At 66.7% G+C, this 19,348-nt stretch carries 15 protein-coding genes; 5 read left to right on the forward strand and 10 right to left on the reverse strand.

What is annotated here, in order from left to right:
* Positions 1-76 precede the first annotated feature (76 nt).
* Genes AAHS21_RS14875 through AAHS21_RS14885 form a run of 3 tightly spaced genes read right to left on the reverse strand, consistent with a single transcriptional unit; the run spans position 77 to position 4,748 of the window.
* Positions 77-2,032 (reverse strand): AMP-binding protein, encoded by a 1,956-nt coding sequence (locus AAHS21_RS14875; RefSeq protein ID WP_342928382.1) that lies wholly within the window; start codon positions 2,030-2,032, stop codon positions 77-79.
* A gap of 26 nt (positions 2,033-2,058) precedes the next feature.
* A complete protein-coding gene (locus tag AAHS21_RS14880; RefSeq protein ID WP_342928383.1) occupies positions 2,059-3,612 on the reverse strand; it encodes an acyl-CoA carboxylase subunit beta in 1,554 nt (517 codons plus the stop codon).
* Entirely contained in the window at positions 3,609-4,748 is a 1,140-nt protein-coding gene (locus AAHS21_RS14885; RefSeq protein WP_342928384.1) for an acyl-CoA dehydrogenase family protein, read from the reverse strand. The genes AAHS21_RS14880 and AAHS21_RS14885 overlap by 4 nt, the downstream gene beginning before the upstream one ends.
* Before the next feature lie 122 nt (positions 4,749-4,870).
* Between AAHS21_RS14885 and AAHS21_RS14890 the strand changes: the two genes are divergently transcribed.
* Positions 4,871-5,605, forward strand: a complete 735-nt coding sequence (locus AAHS21_RS14890) for a TetR/AcrR family transcriptional regulator (RefSeq protein WP_342928385.1) — start codon at positions 4,871-4,873, stop codon at positions 5,603-5,605.
* 36 nt (positions 5,606-5,641) lie between these two features.
* Here the strand turns inward: AAHS21_RS14890 and AAHS21_RS14895 are convergent, their stop codons facing one another.
* The 5 genes from AAHS21_RS14895 to AAHS21_RS14915 all read right to left on the reverse strand — a co-directional run bounded on the left by AAHS21_RS14895 (position 5,642) and on the right by AAHS21_RS14915 (position 11,784).
* Positions 5,642-6,754 (reverse strand): NDMA-dependent alcohol dehydrogenase, encoded by a 1,113-nt coding sequence (locus tag AAHS21_RS14895; RefSeq protein WP_342928386.1) that lies wholly within the window; start codon positions 6,752-6,754, stop codon positions 5,642-5,644.
* 137 nt (positions 6,755-6,891) lie between these two features.
* Positions 6,892-7,644 carry a glucose 1-dehydrogenase gene (locus tag AAHS21_RS14900; RefSeq protein ID WP_342928387.1) on the reverse strand — a complete coding sequence of 251 codons (753 nt, stop codon included), beginning with the start codon at positions 7,642-7,644 and terminating at the stop codon, positions 6,892-6,894.
* Positions 7,645-7,679: 35 nt separating this feature from the next.
* Complete coding sequence (locus tag AAHS21_RS14905) at positions 7,680-9,155, reverse strand: NAD-dependent succinate-semialdehyde dehydrogenase (protein WP_342928388.1); 1,476 nt, start codon at positions 9,153-9,155, stop codon at positions 7,680-7,682.
* A 74-nt stretch (positions 9,156-9,229) separates the two neighbouring features.
* Positions 9,230-10,819 (reverse strand): NAD(P)/FAD-dependent oxidoreductase, encoded by a 1,590-nt coding sequence (locus AAHS21_RS14910; RefSeq protein WP_342928389.1) that lies wholly within the window; start codon positions 10,817-10,819, stop codon positions 9,230-9,232.
* A 65-nt stretch (positions 10,820-10,884) separates the two neighbouring features.
* A complete protein-coding gene (locus tag AAHS21_RS14915) occupies positions 10,885-11,784 on the reverse strand; it encodes an alpha/beta hydrolase (protein WP_342928390.1) in 900 nt (299 codons plus the stop codon).
* Between the two features lie 324 nt (positions 11,785-12,108).
* Between AAHS21_RS14915 and AAHS21_RS14920 the strand changes: the two genes are divergently transcribed.
* Positions 12,109-13,911, forward strand: a complete 1,803-nt coding sequence (locus AAHS21_RS14920) for a helix-turn-helix domain-containing protein (protein ID WP_342928391.1) — start codon at positions 12,109-12,111, stop codon at positions 13,909-13,911.
* Positions 13,912-13,985: 74 nt separating this feature from the next.
* Here the strand turns inward: AAHS21_RS14920 and AAHS21_RS14925 are convergent, their stop codons facing one another.
* Together AAHS21_RS14925 and AAHS21_RS14930 are read right to left on the reverse strand one after the other, a co-directional pair.
* Positions 13,986-15,134, reverse strand: a complete 1,149-nt coding sequence (locus AAHS21_RS14925; RefSeq protein WP_342928392.1) for an acyl-CoA dehydrogenase family protein — start codon at positions 15,132-15,134, stop codon at positions 13,986-13,988.
* Between the two features lie 29 nt (positions 15,135-15,163).
* The gene (locus AAHS21_RS14930) at positions 15,164-16,387 is read right to left on the reverse strand and encodes a CaiB/BaiF CoA-transferase family protein (protein ID WP_342928393.1); all 1,224 of its coding nucleotides are present in this window, start codon (positions 16,385-16,387) and stop codon (positions 15,164-15,166) included.
* An 85-nt stretch (positions 16,388-16,472) separates the two neighbouring features.
* On the opposite strand from AAHS21_RS14930, the gene AAHS21_RS14935 reads away from it, so the two are divergent.
* The 3 genes from AAHS21_RS14935 (at position 16,473) to AAHS21_RS14945 (ending at position 19,294) form a co-directional block, all read left to right on the forward strand.
* Positions 16,473-17,387, forward strand: a complete 915-nt coding sequence (locus tag AAHS21_RS14935) for a LysR substrate-binding domain-containing protein (RefSeq protein WP_342928516.1) — start codon at positions 16,473-16,475, stop codon at positions 17,385-17,387.
* A 177-nt stretch (positions 17,388-17,564) separates the two neighbouring features.
* Entirely contained in the window at positions 17,565-18,509 is a 945-nt protein-coding gene (locus AAHS21_RS14940; RefSeq protein WP_342928394.1) for a CoA-transferase, read from the forward strand.
* The gene (locus tag AAHS21_RS14945) at positions 18,506-19,294 is read left to right on the forward strand and encodes a CoA-transferase (RefSeq protein WP_342928395.1); all 789 of its coding nucleotides are present in this window, start codon (positions 18,506-18,508) and stop codon (positions 19,292-19,294) included. The genes AAHS21_RS14940 and AAHS21_RS14945 overlap by 4 nt, the downstream gene beginning before the upstream one ends.
* Positions 19,295-19,348: the final 54 nt, after the last annotated feature.

The raw sequence follows: 19,348 nt of genomic DNA on the forward strand, positions 1-19,348 counted from the left end.
GAGGTCAGCGGAGAATTCGGGCTGCCTGGTCGCCACCCCTGCTGGGCGGTCCTGGAGCGCGTGGTGTGCATGGCGCTCACTTTCGGACCGCCTTGGCGACAACGTCCAATGCGGACAGATCCTCGACGGCACTGGTGTCGCCGGTGGGCTTCCCGTGCACGACGAGGTCGCGCAACAACCGGCGCATCGTCTTGCCGGTGCGTGTCTTCGGCATCGATTCGGTGAGGTAGACGCGATCCAGCTGGGCGTAGCCGCCCAGTTCGTCGACGACGCGGCGCATGATGTCTTCCCGTACGTCCTCGAGCGCGACGTCATGGCCGAGCGTCACGAACGCGACCGGCACCGTCCCCTTGGTCTCGTGCGGTACTCCGATGACCGCCGCCTCGACGACGCCGGGGTGCGCGGTGATGACGGCCTCGATCTCCATCGTCGAGATGCGGTGTGCGGCCACGTTGATGACATCGTCGGCGCGGCCCAGCACCCACAGGTGCCCGTCGAAATCGACGACCGCCTCGTCATGGGTCGCGTAGCGGCCGGGGAATTCGGAAAAGTAGGTGGTCAAGTAGCGCTCGTGGTCATCCCACACGGTGCGCGAAAGCGTCGGGAACGGGGCGGTCAGCACCAGGTTCCCCTTCACGCCCGGCGGGACGGGCTCGCCGTTGCGATCGACCACCGCGTACTCGTGACCCGGGGCGGGGGTACCAACCGAACCGGCCTTCGATGCCTCCACTCCATAAACCGGGTAGGTCCAGGTCGAGCCGGTCTCGGTCTGGCCGTAGGCGTTCACCACCGGCACGCCGAAGGTCTCCGTCGTCCAGTTGAAGGTGTCGGCGTCGAGCGGCTCGCCCTGCATCGTGATCAGCTTCAGCCCCAGAGGATGTTCGGCGGCCAGGTCGTCGCCGAACTTGCGCAGCATCCGGGCGAACGTCGGTGCGGCGAGTATTTTGGTGACTCGATGCCGCTGGCAGATCTCGTAGAACCGGGCGGCGGTCGGGGTGTCGGGGGCGCCCTCGTAACAGGCGATGGTCATGCCGCAGGCCAGCCCGCCGACGACGGCCTGGATCGGAAAGGTCAGCCAGCCGACATCGGCGGCCACCCAGTACACGTCATCGGGCTCGTAGCCGACCTGCCAGTGGGCATTCGCCCAAGCGCCCAGAAGGAAACCGGCGACGGTGTGCACCAGGCCTTTGGGTTTGGCCTCGGTGCCGCTGGTGAAGATCAGAAACGACGGCTCGTTCGGGTCGAGCGGCACTGGGGGTGTGCCCGCGGCACCGGCCTTCAGGATTGCGTCGTAACCATGCTCGCCCGCCTGGAGCGCGACGCGGTTGCCGGTCCGGTCCACCACGACCGTGGCGCGCACGGACGGAGCGCGCGTGCGGGCCAAGCGCAGGGTCGAAAGCAGCGGGATCAGCCGGCCGCGCCGGTAGCTCGCGTCGGCCACCACCACCACCGAGGCGCGCGCCGCCTGCAGCCGCGACGCGACCGCCTCCTCGCCGAACCCGGAGAACAGGACGGTGTAGATCGCGCCGATCCGGTTGCACGCATGGATGGTGGTGAACGCCTCGACCAGGTTGGGCATGTAGACGCCCACGACGTCGCCCTTGCGCACGCCGAGCATGAGCAGGCCGGCCGCCAGCCGCGAGACTTCGTCGGCCAACTCGGCGTAGCTCAATGTGCGGACGTCGCCGGGTTCGCCCTCCCAGATCACCGCGGTCCGTTGCGCGGTGGCTGGCTGCTCGGCCCACCGGTCCACGCAGTTGTCGGCGACGTTGATCCGACCGCCCTCGAAGTAGCGGAAATCGGAGATGTCGCCGGTGCGTACGGTGTGCCAGGGTTGTGACCAGCGTTGCTGGCGCGCCACCCACTCCCAGTAGTCGTCGGCGGTCACGAAGGACCGGGCGCGCTCCAACTCGGCCACCCGCTCCGGGCGGACCCACGCCGACGGAAGGGGGCGCAGCGGGTCGGCGATGAGCTGGGCCAGCGGGTCGGACGAGGCGTTGGCCGGGGTGCCCTGAGTTTTGCTCTGCGACATCGTTGTCCTCCGAGACGGATAGCCGGCTACACGGGGCTGATCAGGTGATGGCGGCGTCGCGACGACCGGGTCCAGCGGTCGGCGTCGACCATCCTGGTGGCCAGCTCGGCGCGCAGCGAACCCGGGCCGACGACGGCGTCGACCACGAGATCGCTGGCCATCCGGAACAGGTCGACGTCGGCCCGCTGCTCGACGGTACGGGCGGCTACGTACGTGGCGCGTTCATCCTCGTCCGCGATGGCGGCGATCTTGTTGGCGTACACCGCGTTCACCGACGCCTCGGCGGACATGGCTCCGATGGTGGCCGTCGGTAACGCCAGAGTGGCCCGGGGTTCGAAGCCGGGGGCACACATCGCGTAGTAGCCGGCAGCGTAGGCCTTGCGCAGCACGACGGTGTACTTGGGCACCTCCGCTGAGGACATCGCGGCCACCATCTTGGCGCCGTGCCGGATGATGCCTTGGCGCTCGACCTCGACGCCGACCATGAAGCCGGGAACGTCGTGCAGGAACACCAGCGGGATGCCGAACGCATCGCACATCGAGATGAACCGCGCCGCCTTGTCCGCGGAGTCCACGAAGATCGCCCCGCTGCGCACACCCGGCTGGTTCGCAACGATGCCGATGACACGGCCGTCCAGCCGGGCCAGGCCGACCACCATCTCCTGCGCCCAGCGGGCTTTGATCTCGAAGAATGACCGGCGATCGACGATACCGTCGATCACGTCGCGGACGTCGTAGGCGGTGTTGGGGTCTTCGGGAACCAGGTCTCCCAGCGGCCGCTCGGGCTCAGCGGCCTCGCGTCGTGCGGGCGGGGCGCGAAAGTCGTCTGGCAGATACGACAACAGCAGCCGGGCCGCCGCGATGGCCTCCCAGTCGCTGTCGAACACCTCGTCGCCGCACCCCGAGACGGTCGCGTGCATCATCGCCCCGCCCATCTCCTGCAGCGTGGTGCGCTCGCCGGTGACCTTCTCCGCGACACGCGGGCTGGCCAGATACATCGATGCGTTCCCGTTGACCATGCCAACCCAGTCGCAGAAGGCGGGCATATAGGCGCCGCCGGCAGCCGACGGCCCGTGCAGACAGCAGATCTGCGGCACCCGCCCGGACAGCCGCACCTGCATGTGAAAGATCGCTGACGCGCCGCGGCGGCCCGGGAAAAACCCCATCTGATCGGTCAGCCGCCCGCCCGCGGAATCGACAAGATAGACCACCGGAAGCAGGTCTCGATCAGCCCGTTCGAGGATGCGGATCTGCTTTTCGCAGGTCAACGCCCCCCAGGAACCGGCCTTTACCGTGAAGTCGTGCGCGATCACGGCGACCGGACGGCCCTGCACGCGGCCGACACCGGTGATCACCCCATCGGCCGGCAACCCAGCGTCAGCAGCAGATGCCAACAGGCCGTCCTCAACGAACGTCCCCGGGTCGAACAGCACCGCCAGACGCTCCCGCACGGGCAGCTTTTCCGGCCAGCGGGTGCAGTCCCCGCCGCGGCGGGCCTGGTCGAGGGCGGCCGCGACATCCCGGCCGGTCGACACACCGCTGGTGTCCACGGTTGACACTCCGGTGGCGGTCGTCGTCACGACGCCATCGCTTTGGTCAGGATCTCCAGCTGCACCTCGTCGGTGCCGCCGCCGATCCGCAGAATCCGGGCGTCGCGGTAGTGCCGGGCGATCGGCGATTCTTCGACAAAGCCGGCGCCGCCGAACAGTTGCACAGCCTCATCGACGATCCGGTTGGCCGCCACCGCCGCGAGGTACTTCGCCTGCGCCACCGATGACCCCGCCTCGGGATGCCCGCAATCGAGCCGCACCGCGCCCCGGTAGGTCAGCAACCGGGCCGCCTCCAGTTCGATTTCCATCAACGCGATTCGGTGTCGAACCGTCTGCAGGTGCGCCAACGGAGCGCCAAAGACCTCCCGCTCGCGCACGTAGGCCCGGACCAGGTCCAAGCACTCAGCGGCATGTCCCAGGCCCATCCCGGACAGGGCGATTCGCTCCAGCTGAAATCCCTGCATGATCTGGTGGAAGCCGCGATTCTCGGCACCGACGACGGCGGAGGCAGGCACGGCGACCCCATCGAGGATGACCTCACGGGTGTCCGAGGAGTGCCAGCCCATCTTGCGCAGCGGCCGGCCCAGCGCCAAGCCCGGGGTGTCACGCTCAACCGCGAATAGGGTGATGCCCGAATGCCGCGGCCCGCCGGTGCGGGCGGCGACGATCATCACGTCGGCCAGGCCCGCGTTGGTGATGAACATCTTCCGCCCGTCGAGCACCCAGCCGTCGTCGCTATGGCGGGCCCGTGTGGTAATGCCCGCGACGTCGGACCCGGTCCCCGGCTCGGTGACCGCGATGGCGGCCACCGCTTCACCTGCGGCCAGTGCAGCAAGCCAGCGTTGCCGCTGCTCGTCGGTGCCGTTGCGGACCAGGTGAGGGCCCGCCATGTAGGCGCTGACCAAGGCGGTCACCGCGATGCCGCCGCTTGCGCGGGTGAGTTCCTCGGCAAGGATCGCGACGGCCAGCGCGTCGCCGCCTGAGCCGCCGAACTCCTCGGGCGTCAGCAGACCCAGCAGGCCGGCGGCACCCAGCGGTTTCCACAGCTCGGCGGGGAAAACGCCACCGGATTCGGCGGTGTCGACCAGCGGACGGACCTCCCGATCGGTGAAGTCGCGACACACCTCGCGGAAAGTCGCGTGATCATCGTCGAGTTCCCACGCCATCGCATGCCTCGTAAAATTGGACCGACCGGACGGTCGAATTTTCGTCGGAGACGGCCGCCCTGTCAACCCTTGCGGGAGTTACCGTGGAAATCCCGCCGCACACTCGGCAGACAGGAGCAGACATGGCGCGGAGCGCACCGTACAAGGCGTCGCTCAGGAAAGCCGACGCTCAGCGGCAGCGTGTGCTCTCCGAGTCGACGGAAATCTTCAGCAGACGTGGCTTCCGCGCCACCTCGATGAACGAAATCGCGGCGGCCGTCGGTCTGTCGAAACCCACGCTGTACCACTACTTCCGAAGCAAGGAAGAACTGCTGGTGCGGCTCTACCTGAACATGCTCGACGAGAGTCTGGAGATGGGTCGAAAGACAGTCGCCGAGGCGGACTGCCCGCTGGCAGCAATCCGCAATCTCATCGCGTCGCGCGTGGTCTACACCTGCCGCAATCAGGCACTGCTCACGGTGTGTTTCGAAGAAGAGCACGAATTGCCCGACGAACTGCTCACCGAGGTGCTGCAACGTCGACACGCCTTCGAGGACCTCTTCCTGGCTGCCCTTCGCGAGCACCTCGCACAGCACCCCGGCGTACTCGTGGAGATGACCGCCACGGTGTACATGAACATGTGCCTCGGCGCCGCGAACTGGTGCTACAAGTGGTTCCGAGCCGAGGGCGCCGCCAGTCCCGAGGAACTCGGTGAGCAGATCGCCCGGTCTCTCACTTCATCGCTGGATCCCGCCTATGGCACCGCGGCGCCGGAGCCCACCGACGCGCCGCCGGCATCCTCGGCGCACGCCCACCCTCGAAATTCTCGCCGACCCCACGGCGTGACGGCGATGCCGTCACCAGACAATGGCGGTTAGCCAGTACCGTCCGCAACGTTGGACGCGTAACTGGGCTCAACCAGCATGGGTGATGACGCCGCGGATGATCTTGCCGTCCCGCAAGTCCTGGTAGCCCTCGTTCACCTGGTCGAGCGTGTAGCGCTTGGTAACCAGCTCATCGAGCTTGAGCTGCCCGGCATCATAGAGGCGCAGCAGTTTCACGATGTCGTACTGCGGATTGGCCGAACCGAACAGGGTCCCTTTGATGGTCTTCTCGAACAGCGTCATCACCCCGCCGGAGACATGCACGGTCAGCTTCTCCGGGTTGGCTAGTCCGGTGATCACCACCGTGCCGCCCCGCCCGATGGCGTCGAACGCGTCGGTCACCACCTGCTCATCAACGGTGCCGACGGTGATGATGGCCTGATCAGCCATCTGCCCCCAGGTCAACTCGGCGACCTTGGCCGCGGCTTCGTCGGCCGTGGCAAAAACATGGGTGGCACCGAACTTGGCCGCGGTCTGGCGCTTGAACTCCACCGGATCCACCGCGACCACATACTTCGCGCCAGCCTGCCTGGCGCCCTGCACCGCGTTGATACCGATCCCCCCGATGCCGTACACCACCGTGGTATCCCCGGCCCGCACCGCGCCCGCATAATTGGCGCTGCCCCACCCAGTCGGCACCCCACAGCCGACCAGCACCGCGGTCTCCAACGGCAGCCAGTCATCGACCTTGACCACCGAATGCTGCGAAATCGTGGCCCGCTCGGCGAAGGTACCCAACATGCACATCGCGCCGAAATCGGTATCACCCATGTGGAACCGAAACGACCCATCGGGCATATAGCCATCGAGGATCGTCGCCCCCATATCGCACAGATTGGAGCGGCCCGTCGCGCAATACCGACAGCACCCACAGTTCGGGATGAAGCTACACACCACGTGATCGCCCGGCTTGACCTTTGTCACGCCCGCGCCGACCTCCTCGATGACGCCGGCACCCTCGTGGCCACCCACGATCGGGAACCGAGGCACCAGATCCCCGTCGGTCAAATGCAGATCCGAGTGACACAACCCGGCCGCCACATATTTGATCAGCACCTCACCCGCCCGAGGACCATCAAGATCCAACTCCACGATCTCAAAGGGCTTACCACCCTCAAACAACACAGCCGCCCTCGTCTTCATCTGATCCTCCTATTGCGCGTTACCCTGAGCCCACCGCCGGACGCGGTTTGACTGAACTCAGAACCCTTCCTGGACCGATCGAAACATGCGACGAAACCCCGGGACAATGCGTCAGCACGAGGTACCGCCGGGGGCCTCTATTGGGCGGTATATCCCCCGTCCAGGACAAGCTCTGAGCCTGTGACGAACGACGACTCGTCCGATGCGAGAAACAGCGCACCGTAGGCAATCTCCTCGGGTCGTCCCATCCGCCCGAGCGGCGTGGCGGCGAGCAGTGCGGGTCGAAAGTCGGCGGGCACCTCCTCATCCACCATTCCGGTGTCGATCACACCAGGATGAAGTGAGTTCACCCGAATGCCATCGGATGCGTACTGAACCGCCGCGGTCTTGGTGAGCAGACGCACCGCGCCCTTGGTCGCCTGGTAGGCCGCGGCCGCGCCGCTGCCGATCAGGCCGTAGATCGAAGAGACATTCACAATCGAGCCGCCCCCGGCCCTGCGCATCGAGGGGATGGCGTACTTCATGCCCAGCCAAACCCCCGTCTGGTTCACCGCCACAATCCGGTTCCACAGTTCGAGCGAGGTCTCCTCGACACCGGCCATGTCCAGGATCCCGGCGTTGTTGACCACCACGTTCAGGTCACCGAACACCTGGGTCGCGTGTTGGACCGCATGGTCCCAATCCGACTCGTCGGCAACGTCGAGCCGGGTGGCCGACACTGCCGCCCCAGAGTCCAAAAGCTCCTTTTCGAGCGAGACCAGCGCGTCGTCACGAACGTCGGTGATCACGACGGACGCGCCTTCGGCCGCGAACAGCCTGGCCTCGGCCGCCCCCTGTCCGCGCGCGGCTCCGGTGATCAGCGCGACTTTTCCTTCGAGGCGGTTTGTCATGTGGGGTCTCTCTCTCCGAATAGTGGTTGGCGGATTCACGAAGTGGTGAGCGCGATGTACTTGGTCTCCATGAATTCTTCGAGCGCGTGGTGACCGCCCTCGCGGCCGAGGCCGGAGGATTTGACTCCCCCGAACGGCGCAGCCGGGTCGGCCATCAGGCCACGGTTCACGCCGACCATGCCGACGTCCAGGCGCTCGCTGACGGACATCGCGCGGGAGATGTCTCGAGTGAACAGATAGCCGGCAAGTCCGTACTGCGTGTCGTTTGCGAAGGCGACGGCCTCATCGATCGAGTCGACGACGAACAGGGGCGCCACCGGGGCGAAGAGTTCCCGGCAGGAAAACTCTGGAGCCTTGTCCCGCATCGTCAGGACTGTCGGCTCGAAGAAGTAGCCGTCGCCGCCCACCGGCTTACCGCCCACCAGCGCATCGGCCTGCGCGCCGACGACACCCTGGACTGTGCCGGTGATCGCTTGCCGCTGCGCTTCGGAGATCATCGGCCCGACATCGACCCCCGGCCGGTGCCCCGGTCCCACCACCAGCCTGCGCACCTCTTCGACAAACAACTCGGTGAACTCCTCGGCGACGCCCCGCTGCAGGATGATCCTGTTCGCGGCGACACAGGCCTGCCCCGCGTTGCGGAACTTCGCGGCAACGGCCGCTGCGACGGCATCCCCGACGTCGGCGTCGTCGAGGACGATGAACGGGCCGTTTCCCCCGAGTTCGAGTTGAACACTCACGACATTGCGCGCTGCCTGCCGCATCATCAACGAGCCGACGGCAACCGAGCCGGTGAAGCTGACCTTGCGAAGCCGCCGGTCAAGTAGGAGTTCGGTCGACAGCTCCCCCGGTCGAGAGGTGTGGACCAGATTCATCACACCCGCGGGCACGCCCGCGTCGATGATGGTCTGCATCAGCAGGGCCGAGGTCAGCGGCGTCTGCTCCGCGGGTTTCATGATCGCCGTGCACCCCGCGGCAAGCGCGGCGACGGCCTTGCGGCTCGGGACGAGGACCGGGAAATTCCACGGCGATATCAGCAGGCTCGGACCGACGGGTTGTTCCGTGGCGATGATCCGGAAATCGCCGCGCGAGGCCCGGGAGAAGGAGCCGTGCACGTGGGCCGCCTGCTCTGCCAGCCACTTGACGAAATCGAGGGTCAGCGCCATCTCGCCCGCGGCCTCGGATCGTGGCTTGCCCGCCTCGATCACCATCACGTCGGTGAAGGCGTCGGCGCGATCGGTGAGCAGTTGGTGGATGCCGTGCATGAGGTCGCCACGGACGCGCGGTGCCACGTCGGCCCACGAGACCTGCGCTCGGTGGGCGGCATCGAGGGCAGCGCGCGCGTGGGCGCCGGTGCCGTCGGAGACGGATGCGAACGGCTGACCCGTCGCGGGGTCGACCACGTCGAAGGTTTCGCCGAGGTCGACCCATTCACCGTCGATGTGCAACCCGGTGGGCACCGTGTGCCTGCGTGCTGTGCCGGGAAATTCGACGGTGATCGTTCGAGACACCGGAACCTCTCCTTTCGTGGGAGTCGACGATGATCGCTGCTTGCCGGACCGCTCCCCTGCGCGTTGCGGTCCGCTCAGCTGAACTGAAAACCCTTGTAGCCGGCGTCTTTACACTCCGAGAGCACGTTGCGGTAGGCACCCAGACCGGCGAGGTAGAAGTAGACCGTGTTCGGCTTGCCGGGAATGTTGGCGCCGAAGATCCACGACTGGGCCTTCGGGAACAGCGTCGCGGCGGCGATCTCGCGGCAGGTGGCGGTCCAGTCCAGCTCGGCCTGGGCGGTCGGCTCCACGGCGGAGAAACCGGTCTGCTCCATGTGCTCGATCAGGTCGGTGGACCACTCCACCTGTGTCTCGATCGACGGCGGCAGGTTGGTGAAGGGACCGTTGGGCCCGAGCACCATGAACATGTTCGGGAAGTTGGCGACCGCCATCCCCAGATAGCTCGACGGTCCGTCCTTCCATTGGTCGGCCATCGTGACACCGTTGCGGCCGCGCAGGTCGAAGCGCTTGTAGTTGCCGTCGACCGCATCGAACCCGGTGGCGAAGACCAACACGTCGAGCTGGTGCTCCACCCCGTCGACAGTCCTGACGCCAGCGGGCGTGACCTCGGCGATCGGATTCTCCTTGATGTCAACGAGTTCGACGTTGTCACGGTTGAAGGTTGCGTAGTACCCGCTGTCGCACAGCGGCCGCTTGGCGTAGAGATCCTTCGGCATGAGCTTGCGGGCCGTTTCCGGGTCCGTGACGATCTCGGCGATCTTGCCCTTGATGAAGTCCTGTGCGGCTTTGTTCGCGACCTCGTTGGTGGCGATGTCGGCGAAGGTCTCGAACATGAACCGGAAGCCGCCGCCGTTCTCCCACGCTCGCTGGAAGATCGCCTGCCCCTCCTCCGGCGACACCGACTCGAAAGGTCTGGTGCTCTCCTCGAAGCCGAAGGCGACGACCGAGTTGCGCACCTGCTCCCAAATGGCTTCGTAGTTTTCCTTGACGTCGGCGACATAGTCCTTGGAGACCGGTCCGTTGCCCACAGGGACCGTGTACTGGGCCGAGCGCTGGAACACGGTCAGATGGTCGACCTCGGGCGCGATCGCGGTGATGACCTGGACCCCGGTGGATCCGTTCCCGATCACACCCACCCGCTTGCCGGCCAGCTCGAGGTCGGCCGGCCACTCGCCGGTGTGCACGTAGACGCCGTTGAAGGTGTCGATGCCCTTGAGGTCGGGGAGGTTGGTGGCCGACAGCAGCCCCACCGCTGTGACCAGGTATTTCGCGGTGTGCATTTCGCCGGTGTCGATCCTGACGTGCCAGCGGTTGTCGCTTTCGTGGAAATGCGCCGCTACGACGGCGGTGTTGAGCTGCATGTCGGGCCGCAGGTTCCAGCGGTCGGCGACATGCTCGAGATAACGCAGGATTTGCGGCTGGGTGACGTAGCGGCTGTCGAAGTCCCACTCCTGTAACAAGTCTTTGTCACACGAGTAGCCGTAGACGAACGTCTCGGTATCCGACAGCGCGCCGGGGTAGCGATTCCAGTACCAGGTGCCGCCCACGCCGCCGGCCTTGTCAAAGAGCCGCACGTTCAAGCCGTGTTGGTCCCGCAGCTTCTTGAGGGCATACATCCCGCCGAAGCCCGCGCCGATCACGATCGCGTCATGGTGAGTGGTCATATCGTTCGTTCCTTCTGTTTACTTCGAGCCCGAGTGTGTCCGTCCGAGTCGATCCGCCGCGAGGGTCAGCGGCGATACCAACTGCCGATCCGGACGACCTCGGCGTCGGCCTCCGGGGCGCGGCCGGCGAGGAAAGGAAACACGTGTTGCATGCCGTCGACCACCGACAGCGTCACCTCGACGCCCGCCGCCGTAGCGCGATCGGCCAGTCGGGTCGCGTCGTCTCGCAACGTCTCCACCGAGCCGGCGCTGATGTATAGCCGCGGGAAACCGGCGTAGTCGGCGTACAACGGGTTGACGTGCGGATCGTCCGGCTTGCCGGTCTCGCCGAGGAACATCGCCGACATCCCCTCGAGAACCTGCCGGCTGACCAGGCCGTCGGTGGCCGCGTTGGTGTCCAAGCTTTCGCCGGCGAACTCCATGTCAAGCCAGGGCGAGAGGGCGATCACCGCGCCGGGCAGCGGCGTGCCGTCGTCGCGGAGCGCGAGCACCATGGCGATGGCCAGGTTGCCGCCGGCGGAGTCTCCGGCGGTGACGATGCTCTCGGGCGCGACGCCGCTGTCCAGCAGCGCGCGGTACACCGCCGTGGCGTCCTCGATCTGCGCCGGGAATGGATGCTCGGGCGCTCGCCGGTAGTCGATGACGAACGCTGCCGTCCCGAGCGCGGTGGCCAGGTGTCCGGCGAGCTTGCGGTGGCTGGCCGCAGATCCGACTGCGAAGCCGCCGCCGTGGGTGTACAGGATCACCGTCGACGTGTCCGCGCCGAGCGGCAATGCCCAGATGCCCTCGACGCCGGCGATGACGTCCGAGCGGTACGTTACGGCTTCGGGCTCCTTGGTCGGCTGGTGCCACTCGTCGAACATGCTGCGCAGCATCGCAATGGACATTTGCGGGTCGGCGGCCATGCGGCTGGTCCAGTCCCGGTAGAGCGCCTCGAGGAAGCCAGCTTCGGGAGAGACAGTCACGAGCGTTGCCTTTCGGATCACAGTTGTCCGGGTGTTGTGACGTGGACGACCGAAGTACAGTGTGCGAGCGGCGCAACATCGACGACTGTTCCGATTTGAAACAGGGCGGCAACAGCCACACGTTTCCGGCTTCCAGAGCTGGCCGACCCGCCGCGAGGACCGAAAGGCCGCCCGAAATCACCAGCCTGGGCGGTAGGCTTGTCGCCGGCGTTGTTGCGGACGCGCCGGCACGGCTCGCTCAAGAAGGGGTTGGCGGGGCGATTCCCTCGGCGGACCGGGCGCCTGACGGTAGTTACGTGAGTCCCGTGAGTCCTCGGAGGAACGATGGAGAGGCCTTCCGAGCCGGACCGCTTGCGAGCGGCCCGTGAGTGGCTGCTGGATCAAGGCGTGGAACACCACGTCGACGTGTCGGGCACAGTCCGGGAATCGATCATGCGCAGCTGGCGCCGGTCTTCGAGCCAGGGCGTGCCCACGGGTCGGATCGCCTTTCAGCATCTCGAGGCCGACGGACGATCCGAGCTGCTGTGCCGGTCGGCTGATCCCGTGCTCGATCGCCTGCAGGCGGACCTGGACGGGCTCGGTGTGGCGGTCTTTCTCAGCGACCACAAGGGGCGGATTCTGTCCCGGCGGGCGGCCGGCACCGTGCAGCGAAGGAAGCTCGACGGCTCGTGTGCCGCCGAGGGGTTCGACTTCTCCGAGTGTGCCGTGGGAACCAACGGTATCGGTACGGTCCTCGAGGAGAAGACCCCCCTCTTCGTCCGCGGCGGCGAGCACTTCAACGAGCTGCTGGAGCCACTGACCTGCGCTGGCGCACCCATCCGGATGGCCCCGGCCGGTCGCGTCCTCGGCTCGATCGCGCTGACCTGCTCGGTTGAAGCCACCAACCCGATGATGTTGACCCTGGCGGTGAACGCCGCCCGGCAAATCGAACAGGTGATGGCCGACCTGGACGGAGGGCGCAACAGGGCCCTTTTCGCCGCACTGAACCCCAAGGCCGGTGCATCGGGCCGGGCGCCGACGGTCGTACTGACCCCAGACGCGGTTGTTTCCAACACCGCCGGTCTTGGGTTCGTCACGCCGGAGCACCACCCATTGCTGTGGGAGGCCGTGACGACCCAGAGCTGGGGTGGCGAGCCGCGAACCATCGAACTCGACCTGCCCAGCGGACGCGTGCTCGCCGTGGCCGAGCGGCTCACCGACCCCACGGGGCATGCCTACCGGCTGGAGTTCAGTCGAGATTCGACGACCAGGCGGGCAACTCGCCGACGTGAACCCGAAACGGGCAGGTTCCTGCATCCGTTGCCGGCGATCGACGAGCGGCTGCAGTACGCACTTCGGGTTTCAAGGACGATCGCGATCGATGGTCGGGCCGGCACCGGGAAGTACCACCTGTCCCGAAAAATCGCCGAGGCCACCCCGCAGCACCCCACGCGGGTAGTCGACGTCGCCGCGCTGGTGGCCGAGCACGACACCGGGTGGTTGGCGGATGCGACCGATGTGCTGTCGCGCGGCGGCCACGTCATCGTGCGTCACCTGGAACTGCTGGACCCGGGGTCGGTCGACAAGATAAAGGCGCTGACCGCGGTGACCACCGCAGCCGGCGGCGAGACGGGTCGACTGCTGCTCACCGTCGACCTGCGAGCGGCGAGCGATCACGTCGCCGAATTGGTGAAGGGCGCGGCGACCGTTGTCACCCTGCCCAACCTGTGCGACATGAAGGAGCACATACCCGCAATCGCCGAGGCCATCCTCTCCGGCCTGGACGGCATGCGGCCTGGCACCACCTTGGCATCCGCCCCCCGACAGGCGCTGATGGCCTGCCCGTGGCCAGGAAATATCAGAGAGCTTCGACAGGCGATGGTCGACGTTGCGGCCACCAGGCCAGGATGGCTTGTCCAGCTTGAGAATCTGCCTCTGAGCCTGAGGGACGCGGCGCGCAAACGTCAGCTGACCGGCTATGAAAAAGCCGAACGCGACGCAATCCTTGCCGCCGTCCAGGAAGCCAATGGCAATCGCTCCAAGGCGGCGGCACTACTTGGGATCGGGCGAACCACGCTGTACCGCAAGATTCGTTCCCTCCACATCGACTGCCCCGACCACATGTCCACCAACACCAGCGGCGGCTGACCATTGCACCCGACCCACACGGTGCGACCGGATCTCGGCGAGCCCGGGCCGGCCTTCTCACCGGGGCCCGGACGTCACGATTGGAAACCCCGCACGAGCTGGTTGGCAATGATCAGGCGCTGGATCTCGCTGGTGCCTTCGTAGAGGCGGAACAGCCGGGCGTCTCGGTAAAACCGCTCGACCGGTACTCCGTGCATGTACCCCATGCCACCGTGGATCTGTAGCGCCCAGTCGGCGACCCGATCGAGCATTTCGGTGCAGAACAGCTTGCAACTGGACGGGGCGAGGCGCCGGTCGCTGCCGTCGTCCCAGCTGCGCGCCGCCTCGAGGACCATCGCCCGTCCGGCGTAGGCCTCGGTCTGGCTGTCGGCCAGCATCGCCTGGATCAGCTGGAAACTCGCGAGCTTCTGCCCGCCCTGACTGTTGGTCGTTGCGTGCTTCAGGCTCTCGTGCAGCAACCGCTGCGCCAAGCCGACGCACAGGGCGGCGATGTGCAGCCGGCCCTTGGCCAAGGAGCGCATTGCTGCCGAGAAACCCTCGCCCTCAACCTCCCCCACCAGGTTGACGGCGGGTACTCGAGCGCCATCGAAGAAGATCTCGGAGGTAGATGTGCCCCGCTGACCCATCTTGGCGTCCTTGGGGCCGACGCTGACGCCGGGGATGTCGGTCGGCACAACGAAGACCGAGATGTCCTTCGTGCCTCCGACGGTGTCGCCGGTGCGCGCGAACACCATAAGGACGTCGGCGTCGAGCGCATTGGTGATGAATCGCTTCTGGCCGGTAACGATGTACTCATCGCCCTCGCGAACCGCGCGCGTCCTAATCCCGCTCGGGTCGGACCCAGCCTCCGGCTCGGTAAGCGCGAAAGCCGCGACGAGTTGGCCACTGGCCAGACCGGGCAGGTACCTGTCCCGCTGCGCCTGCGTGCCGCAGTTGACCAGGACCTGTCCGGCGATGCCGTTGTTAGTGCCGAACATGGACCGGAAGGCCGGGTTGGTCCAGCCCAGCTCGGTCACGAGCCGGACCTCTTCGGACATCGAGAGCCCGAGCCCGCCGTACTGCTGCGGGATGGCAAATCCGAACAGACCCATGGCGGCGGCCTTCGCCCGGATCCGGTCGGGAATTCGATCCGTCTCCTCTATCTCGTCCTCGGCCGCGACGACGTCCTTTCGGACGAACGTTCGGACGGCGTCCAGAACTAATGCAAATTCCTCGGATTCCATGGTGCGACCCCTTCAACTGATCGGCGGGCTCAGGCATTGGGAAAGGAGACGTCGGCCGGGCGGTGCCCGGCGACGCCGTCTACGATCAAGCGATCGACGCTCGCTTCGTCCACACCCAGCTCGGCGAGCACCGCCTCGGTGTGGGCTCCGAGTGCAGGGACGGGCCCCATCGGCAGCTCGACATCGCGAAACGAGACGGGCGGCAATACCGCGTCGACCGGACCAGCAGGCGTATCCACCTGCCGCCAGCGGTCCCGGGCGACCAGCTGCGGGTGCGCGACGAGGCGGGCCATGTCGTTGATCTGGGCGGCGGGTACGCCAGCTGCGGCGAGCCGGGCGTCAAGCTCCGCCGTGCGGAAGCGGCGGGTTTCACCCGCGACCACGCGGTCACACTCCTCGCGGTGCGCGACGCGGAGCAGGTTGGTGGCGAGCTGCGGACAATCGGCGAGGTCGGGTCGGTCGAACACGTCGCGCACCAAAGCCCGCCAGCCGCGGTCGTTTTGGACGCCGATAAGAATCTGGCCGTCCACGGTCGGATAGGCGTCGTATGGCGCGATTGCGGCATGGCTGAGGCCCATCCGGGGGACCTGGCGACCGCCGTAGAGCCAGACGTACATCGGGTGGCCCAGCCATTCCACCGTGGCATCGAACATGGAGATGTCGACCACTCCGCCTCGTCCGGTCCGTTCCCGACGAAAAACGGCGGCCAACACGGCCTGGCATGCATAGAGGCCGGCTGCGATGTCTGCGCTGGGAATCCCGGTCTTGGTGGCGGTTTCCGGGGTGCCCGTGACGGAAATAAGGCCCGCCTCAGCCTGGACCAGCATGTCGTATGCCTTGCGGTCACGCAGCGGACCGCCCGTGCCGTATCCGGTGATGGCTGCGACCACCAGCCGCGGGTTGCAGGCAACCAGATCCTCGGCGCCGAGGCCCAGCCGTTCGGCTGCTCCCGGGGCTGCGTTCTGGACGAATACATCGGCCCGGGCGATGAGTCGGTGTGCGAGGGCTATTCCTTCAGCCGACTTCAGGTCCAGCGCCACCGACTCCTTTCCTCGGTTCAGCCAGACGAAGTGTGAGGCGAGGCCGCGCACGGCTTGGTCGTAATGGCGTGCGAAGTCGCCCTCACCGACTCTCTCGATCTTGATCACCCGCGCGCCGAGGTCGGCAAGGTGCCGGGTCGCCAGGGGTGCTGCCACCGCCTGCTCGAGAGCGACCACGGTCAAGCCGTCGAGCGGAAGCAGGTCAGCGGTCACAGCTGTCAGGATTACCTATCGTCTTTTGCGCGTCCAATACCCAATTGAGCATGTATTGTTGCCGCTTGTGCAAGAGTTGCCGGCTATGGAGCTGCACCACATCGAGGCCTTCCTCGCGGTCGCCGAGGAACTGCACTTCGGCCGCGCGGCCGAACGGCTACATGTCGCCCAGCCCCCATTGAGCCGCACCATCAAACAATTGGAGCGCGACCTGGGAGCTCACCTCTTTGAGCGCACGACCCGCAGCGTACGGCTCACCAGTGCCGGCGAGGCCCTGCTCGATCCTGCACGGCAGGCACTCGAGAGCTGCCGTGTCGCGCGGCGCGCCGTGCAATCGGCGGGCCGCGGTGAGACCGGGCGCGTCCGAATGGGCTTCGCCGGCCCGTCGTCGCACCTCCTGGTGGGTCAGCTTGGCCGGCTCGTTCGCGAGCGCCACCCCGGCATCGAGTTGAGCCTGCAGAGCACCACATACGCCGCCGAGGGGCTACGTTCGGTGATCGACGGGAGTCTCGACCTCGCGATCGTGCGCTGGACCGTGGAACCGTCGGCGATCTCGCACCGGATCGTCACCGTAGAGCACTACGTGCTCGTAGTCCCGAAGGGGCATCGGCTTGCCGGGCGAAACCTGGTGAGCATGGCGCAGTGCCGCGACGAGGCATTCGTCGCGCTGCCGGCCGACCCCGGATCCAGCCTGCGCGACGCGTTCACCCGCGCGGCCCACGACGCCGGCTACCCGCCGAACATCGTGCAGACCGCCCCGGACTCCTGGACCGTGATGGCGCTGGTGGCAGCCGGTGTCGGAATCACCTTCACCGTCGACGTCGCGGTCGCCAACGTGATCCAGGACGGCATCGCCGTGGTTCCGTTGGAGGAGGGCCGGACGCCGACATACTCCAGGCTCGCCTGGCGAGAGGGCGACACCAACCCGGCGTTGCGGGAGGTCCTGCGTGCCTCGGAAGAGGCGCTGCCCACTCCGGACCTGCCAAACGGAGTGCACTGACTTGTTGCCGGCTACGCCGGCCTCTGCCCCGTTTTGCCGTCGGTCGGATATGTGTTCCGACCTATTGATACCAGCAGGTGTATGAATCGACGACCCAAGAAGTATTGGAGTTCTGCCCTGGACATCGGGGACGCTGAAAGTCGATTCGCCGCCACCAGAGTTCGTCAGGGAGCCCGTATGGCCACAACCGACAAGGTCACCGACCTAGCGTCGGTGGTCGCCGCGCACGTGGCCGACGGCATGGTGATCGCCATGGAGGGTTTCGGCCATTTGATCCCATTCGCTGCGGCCCATGAGATCATCCGCCAAGGTCGCCGGGAGCTCACACTCTGCCGGATGACGCCCGATCTGTTGGCCGACCAGTTGATCGCGGCCGGCTGCGTGCGCCGGCTGATCGCCTCCTTTTTCGCAAGCGGTTCCGCCGGATCCCTGCACGAAGTGCGCCGGCGCATCGAGCGGGCCTACCCGAGACCCCTTGAGGTTGAGGAGTACAGCCACTACGGGATGGTCTGCCGCTACCAAGCGGGTGCCGCCCGCCTGCCGTTCTTTCCCTTGCGATCCTATGCCGGCAGCGACCTGCCGAAGCTCAACACCGCCATCCGCAAGGTTGGCGACCCCTACGGTGGACCCGACGTCTACGTCGTGCCCCAGCTCAGGCCGGATGTCACGATCGTGCATGCCCAGCGTGCCGACCGCTGTGGCAATGTTCAGATGTGGGGCATCGTGGGCGCTCAGCAGGAGGCCGCCTACGCTGCACGCACCGTGATCGTCACCGTCGAGGAGATCGTCGAATCCGAGGTAATCAGGTCGGATCCGAACCGCACGGTCATCCCCGCGCACGCCGTCACCGCGGTTGTCTGCTGTTCGGGCGGTGCGCACCCGTCCTATAGCCAGGGTTACTACGACCGCGACAACGCCTTCTATCGCGAGTGGACGCCGATCAGCCGTGACCGCGCCGCCGTCCTCTCGTGGCTTTCGGAGTGGGTCTACGGAATGCCCGACCGGGCGGCATATCTCGAGCACCTCGGGCAGGATCGCTGGGCCGACCTGCGGGTCCTCGAGCGCACTTCACGGCCGGTCAACTTCGGCCGCCGGGCTTCCGCCGTCTTGGAGCACTCATGACGGCTTCGCCCGTGTCCGACGTCGCACCGTCGAGCACCGAGTTCCTCGCCACCGTCGCGGCCCGCCAATTGGCGGGGAAGACCCGGGTCTTCGCAGGCGTAGGGCTGCCGACCCTGGCCGTCGACCTGGCGCGGCGCACGATAAACCCCGACCTCGAGTTGGTGTACGAATCCGGCGTTTGCGGCTCGCACCCTGAGGGACTGGCCGAGGGCATCGCCGATTCCGTCCTGGTCTCCGGCGCCGAGGCCGTGATCAGCATGCACGCCCTCTTCGGCTACGTGCTGCAGGGCGGCCACATCGACGTCGGCTTCCTGGGCGCCGCGCAAGTGGACCGCTGGGGCAGCCTCAACACCAGCATCATCGGCGATTGGGTCAAGCCGAGCGTGCGGCTGCCCGGTGCCGGCGGCGCCACCGAGATCATGCCCAACGCCGGAGAGTGCATCGTCGTGCTGCGCCGACACGACCCCGGTGCACTTCCGCAACGGCTCGACTTCTGCACCTCGCCCAGCCCGGTGCGCGCACGCGAAGAGGATGTGCGGATGGTGCCCCCTGGTCACGGAGTGTCAGCCGTAATCACACCAATGGCGGTCCTTCGCCGGCCAGACAAGTTCGGCGAGTTGCTCATCAGCGAGGTACATCCGGGGCTGACGGTTGAGGACGTCAAGGCCGCGACCGGCTGGGACATTCCTGTCGCCCACGACGTCTGTGAGACGGCACGCCCCACCCGGGAGGACGTCCGCCTGCTCCGCGATGAGATCGACACAGTGCGGTTGTACCTGCGATGACTTGCCCTGAGCGCTCGCACTGGGCCACTGCAGGCCTGACCACCCACCCGCTTC

The sequence above is a fragment of the Mycobacterium sp. 050272 genome, from assembly GCF_039023525.1.
Classification (GTDB): Bacteria; Actinomycetota; Actinomycetes; order Mycobacteriales; family Mycobacteriaceae; genus Mycobacterium.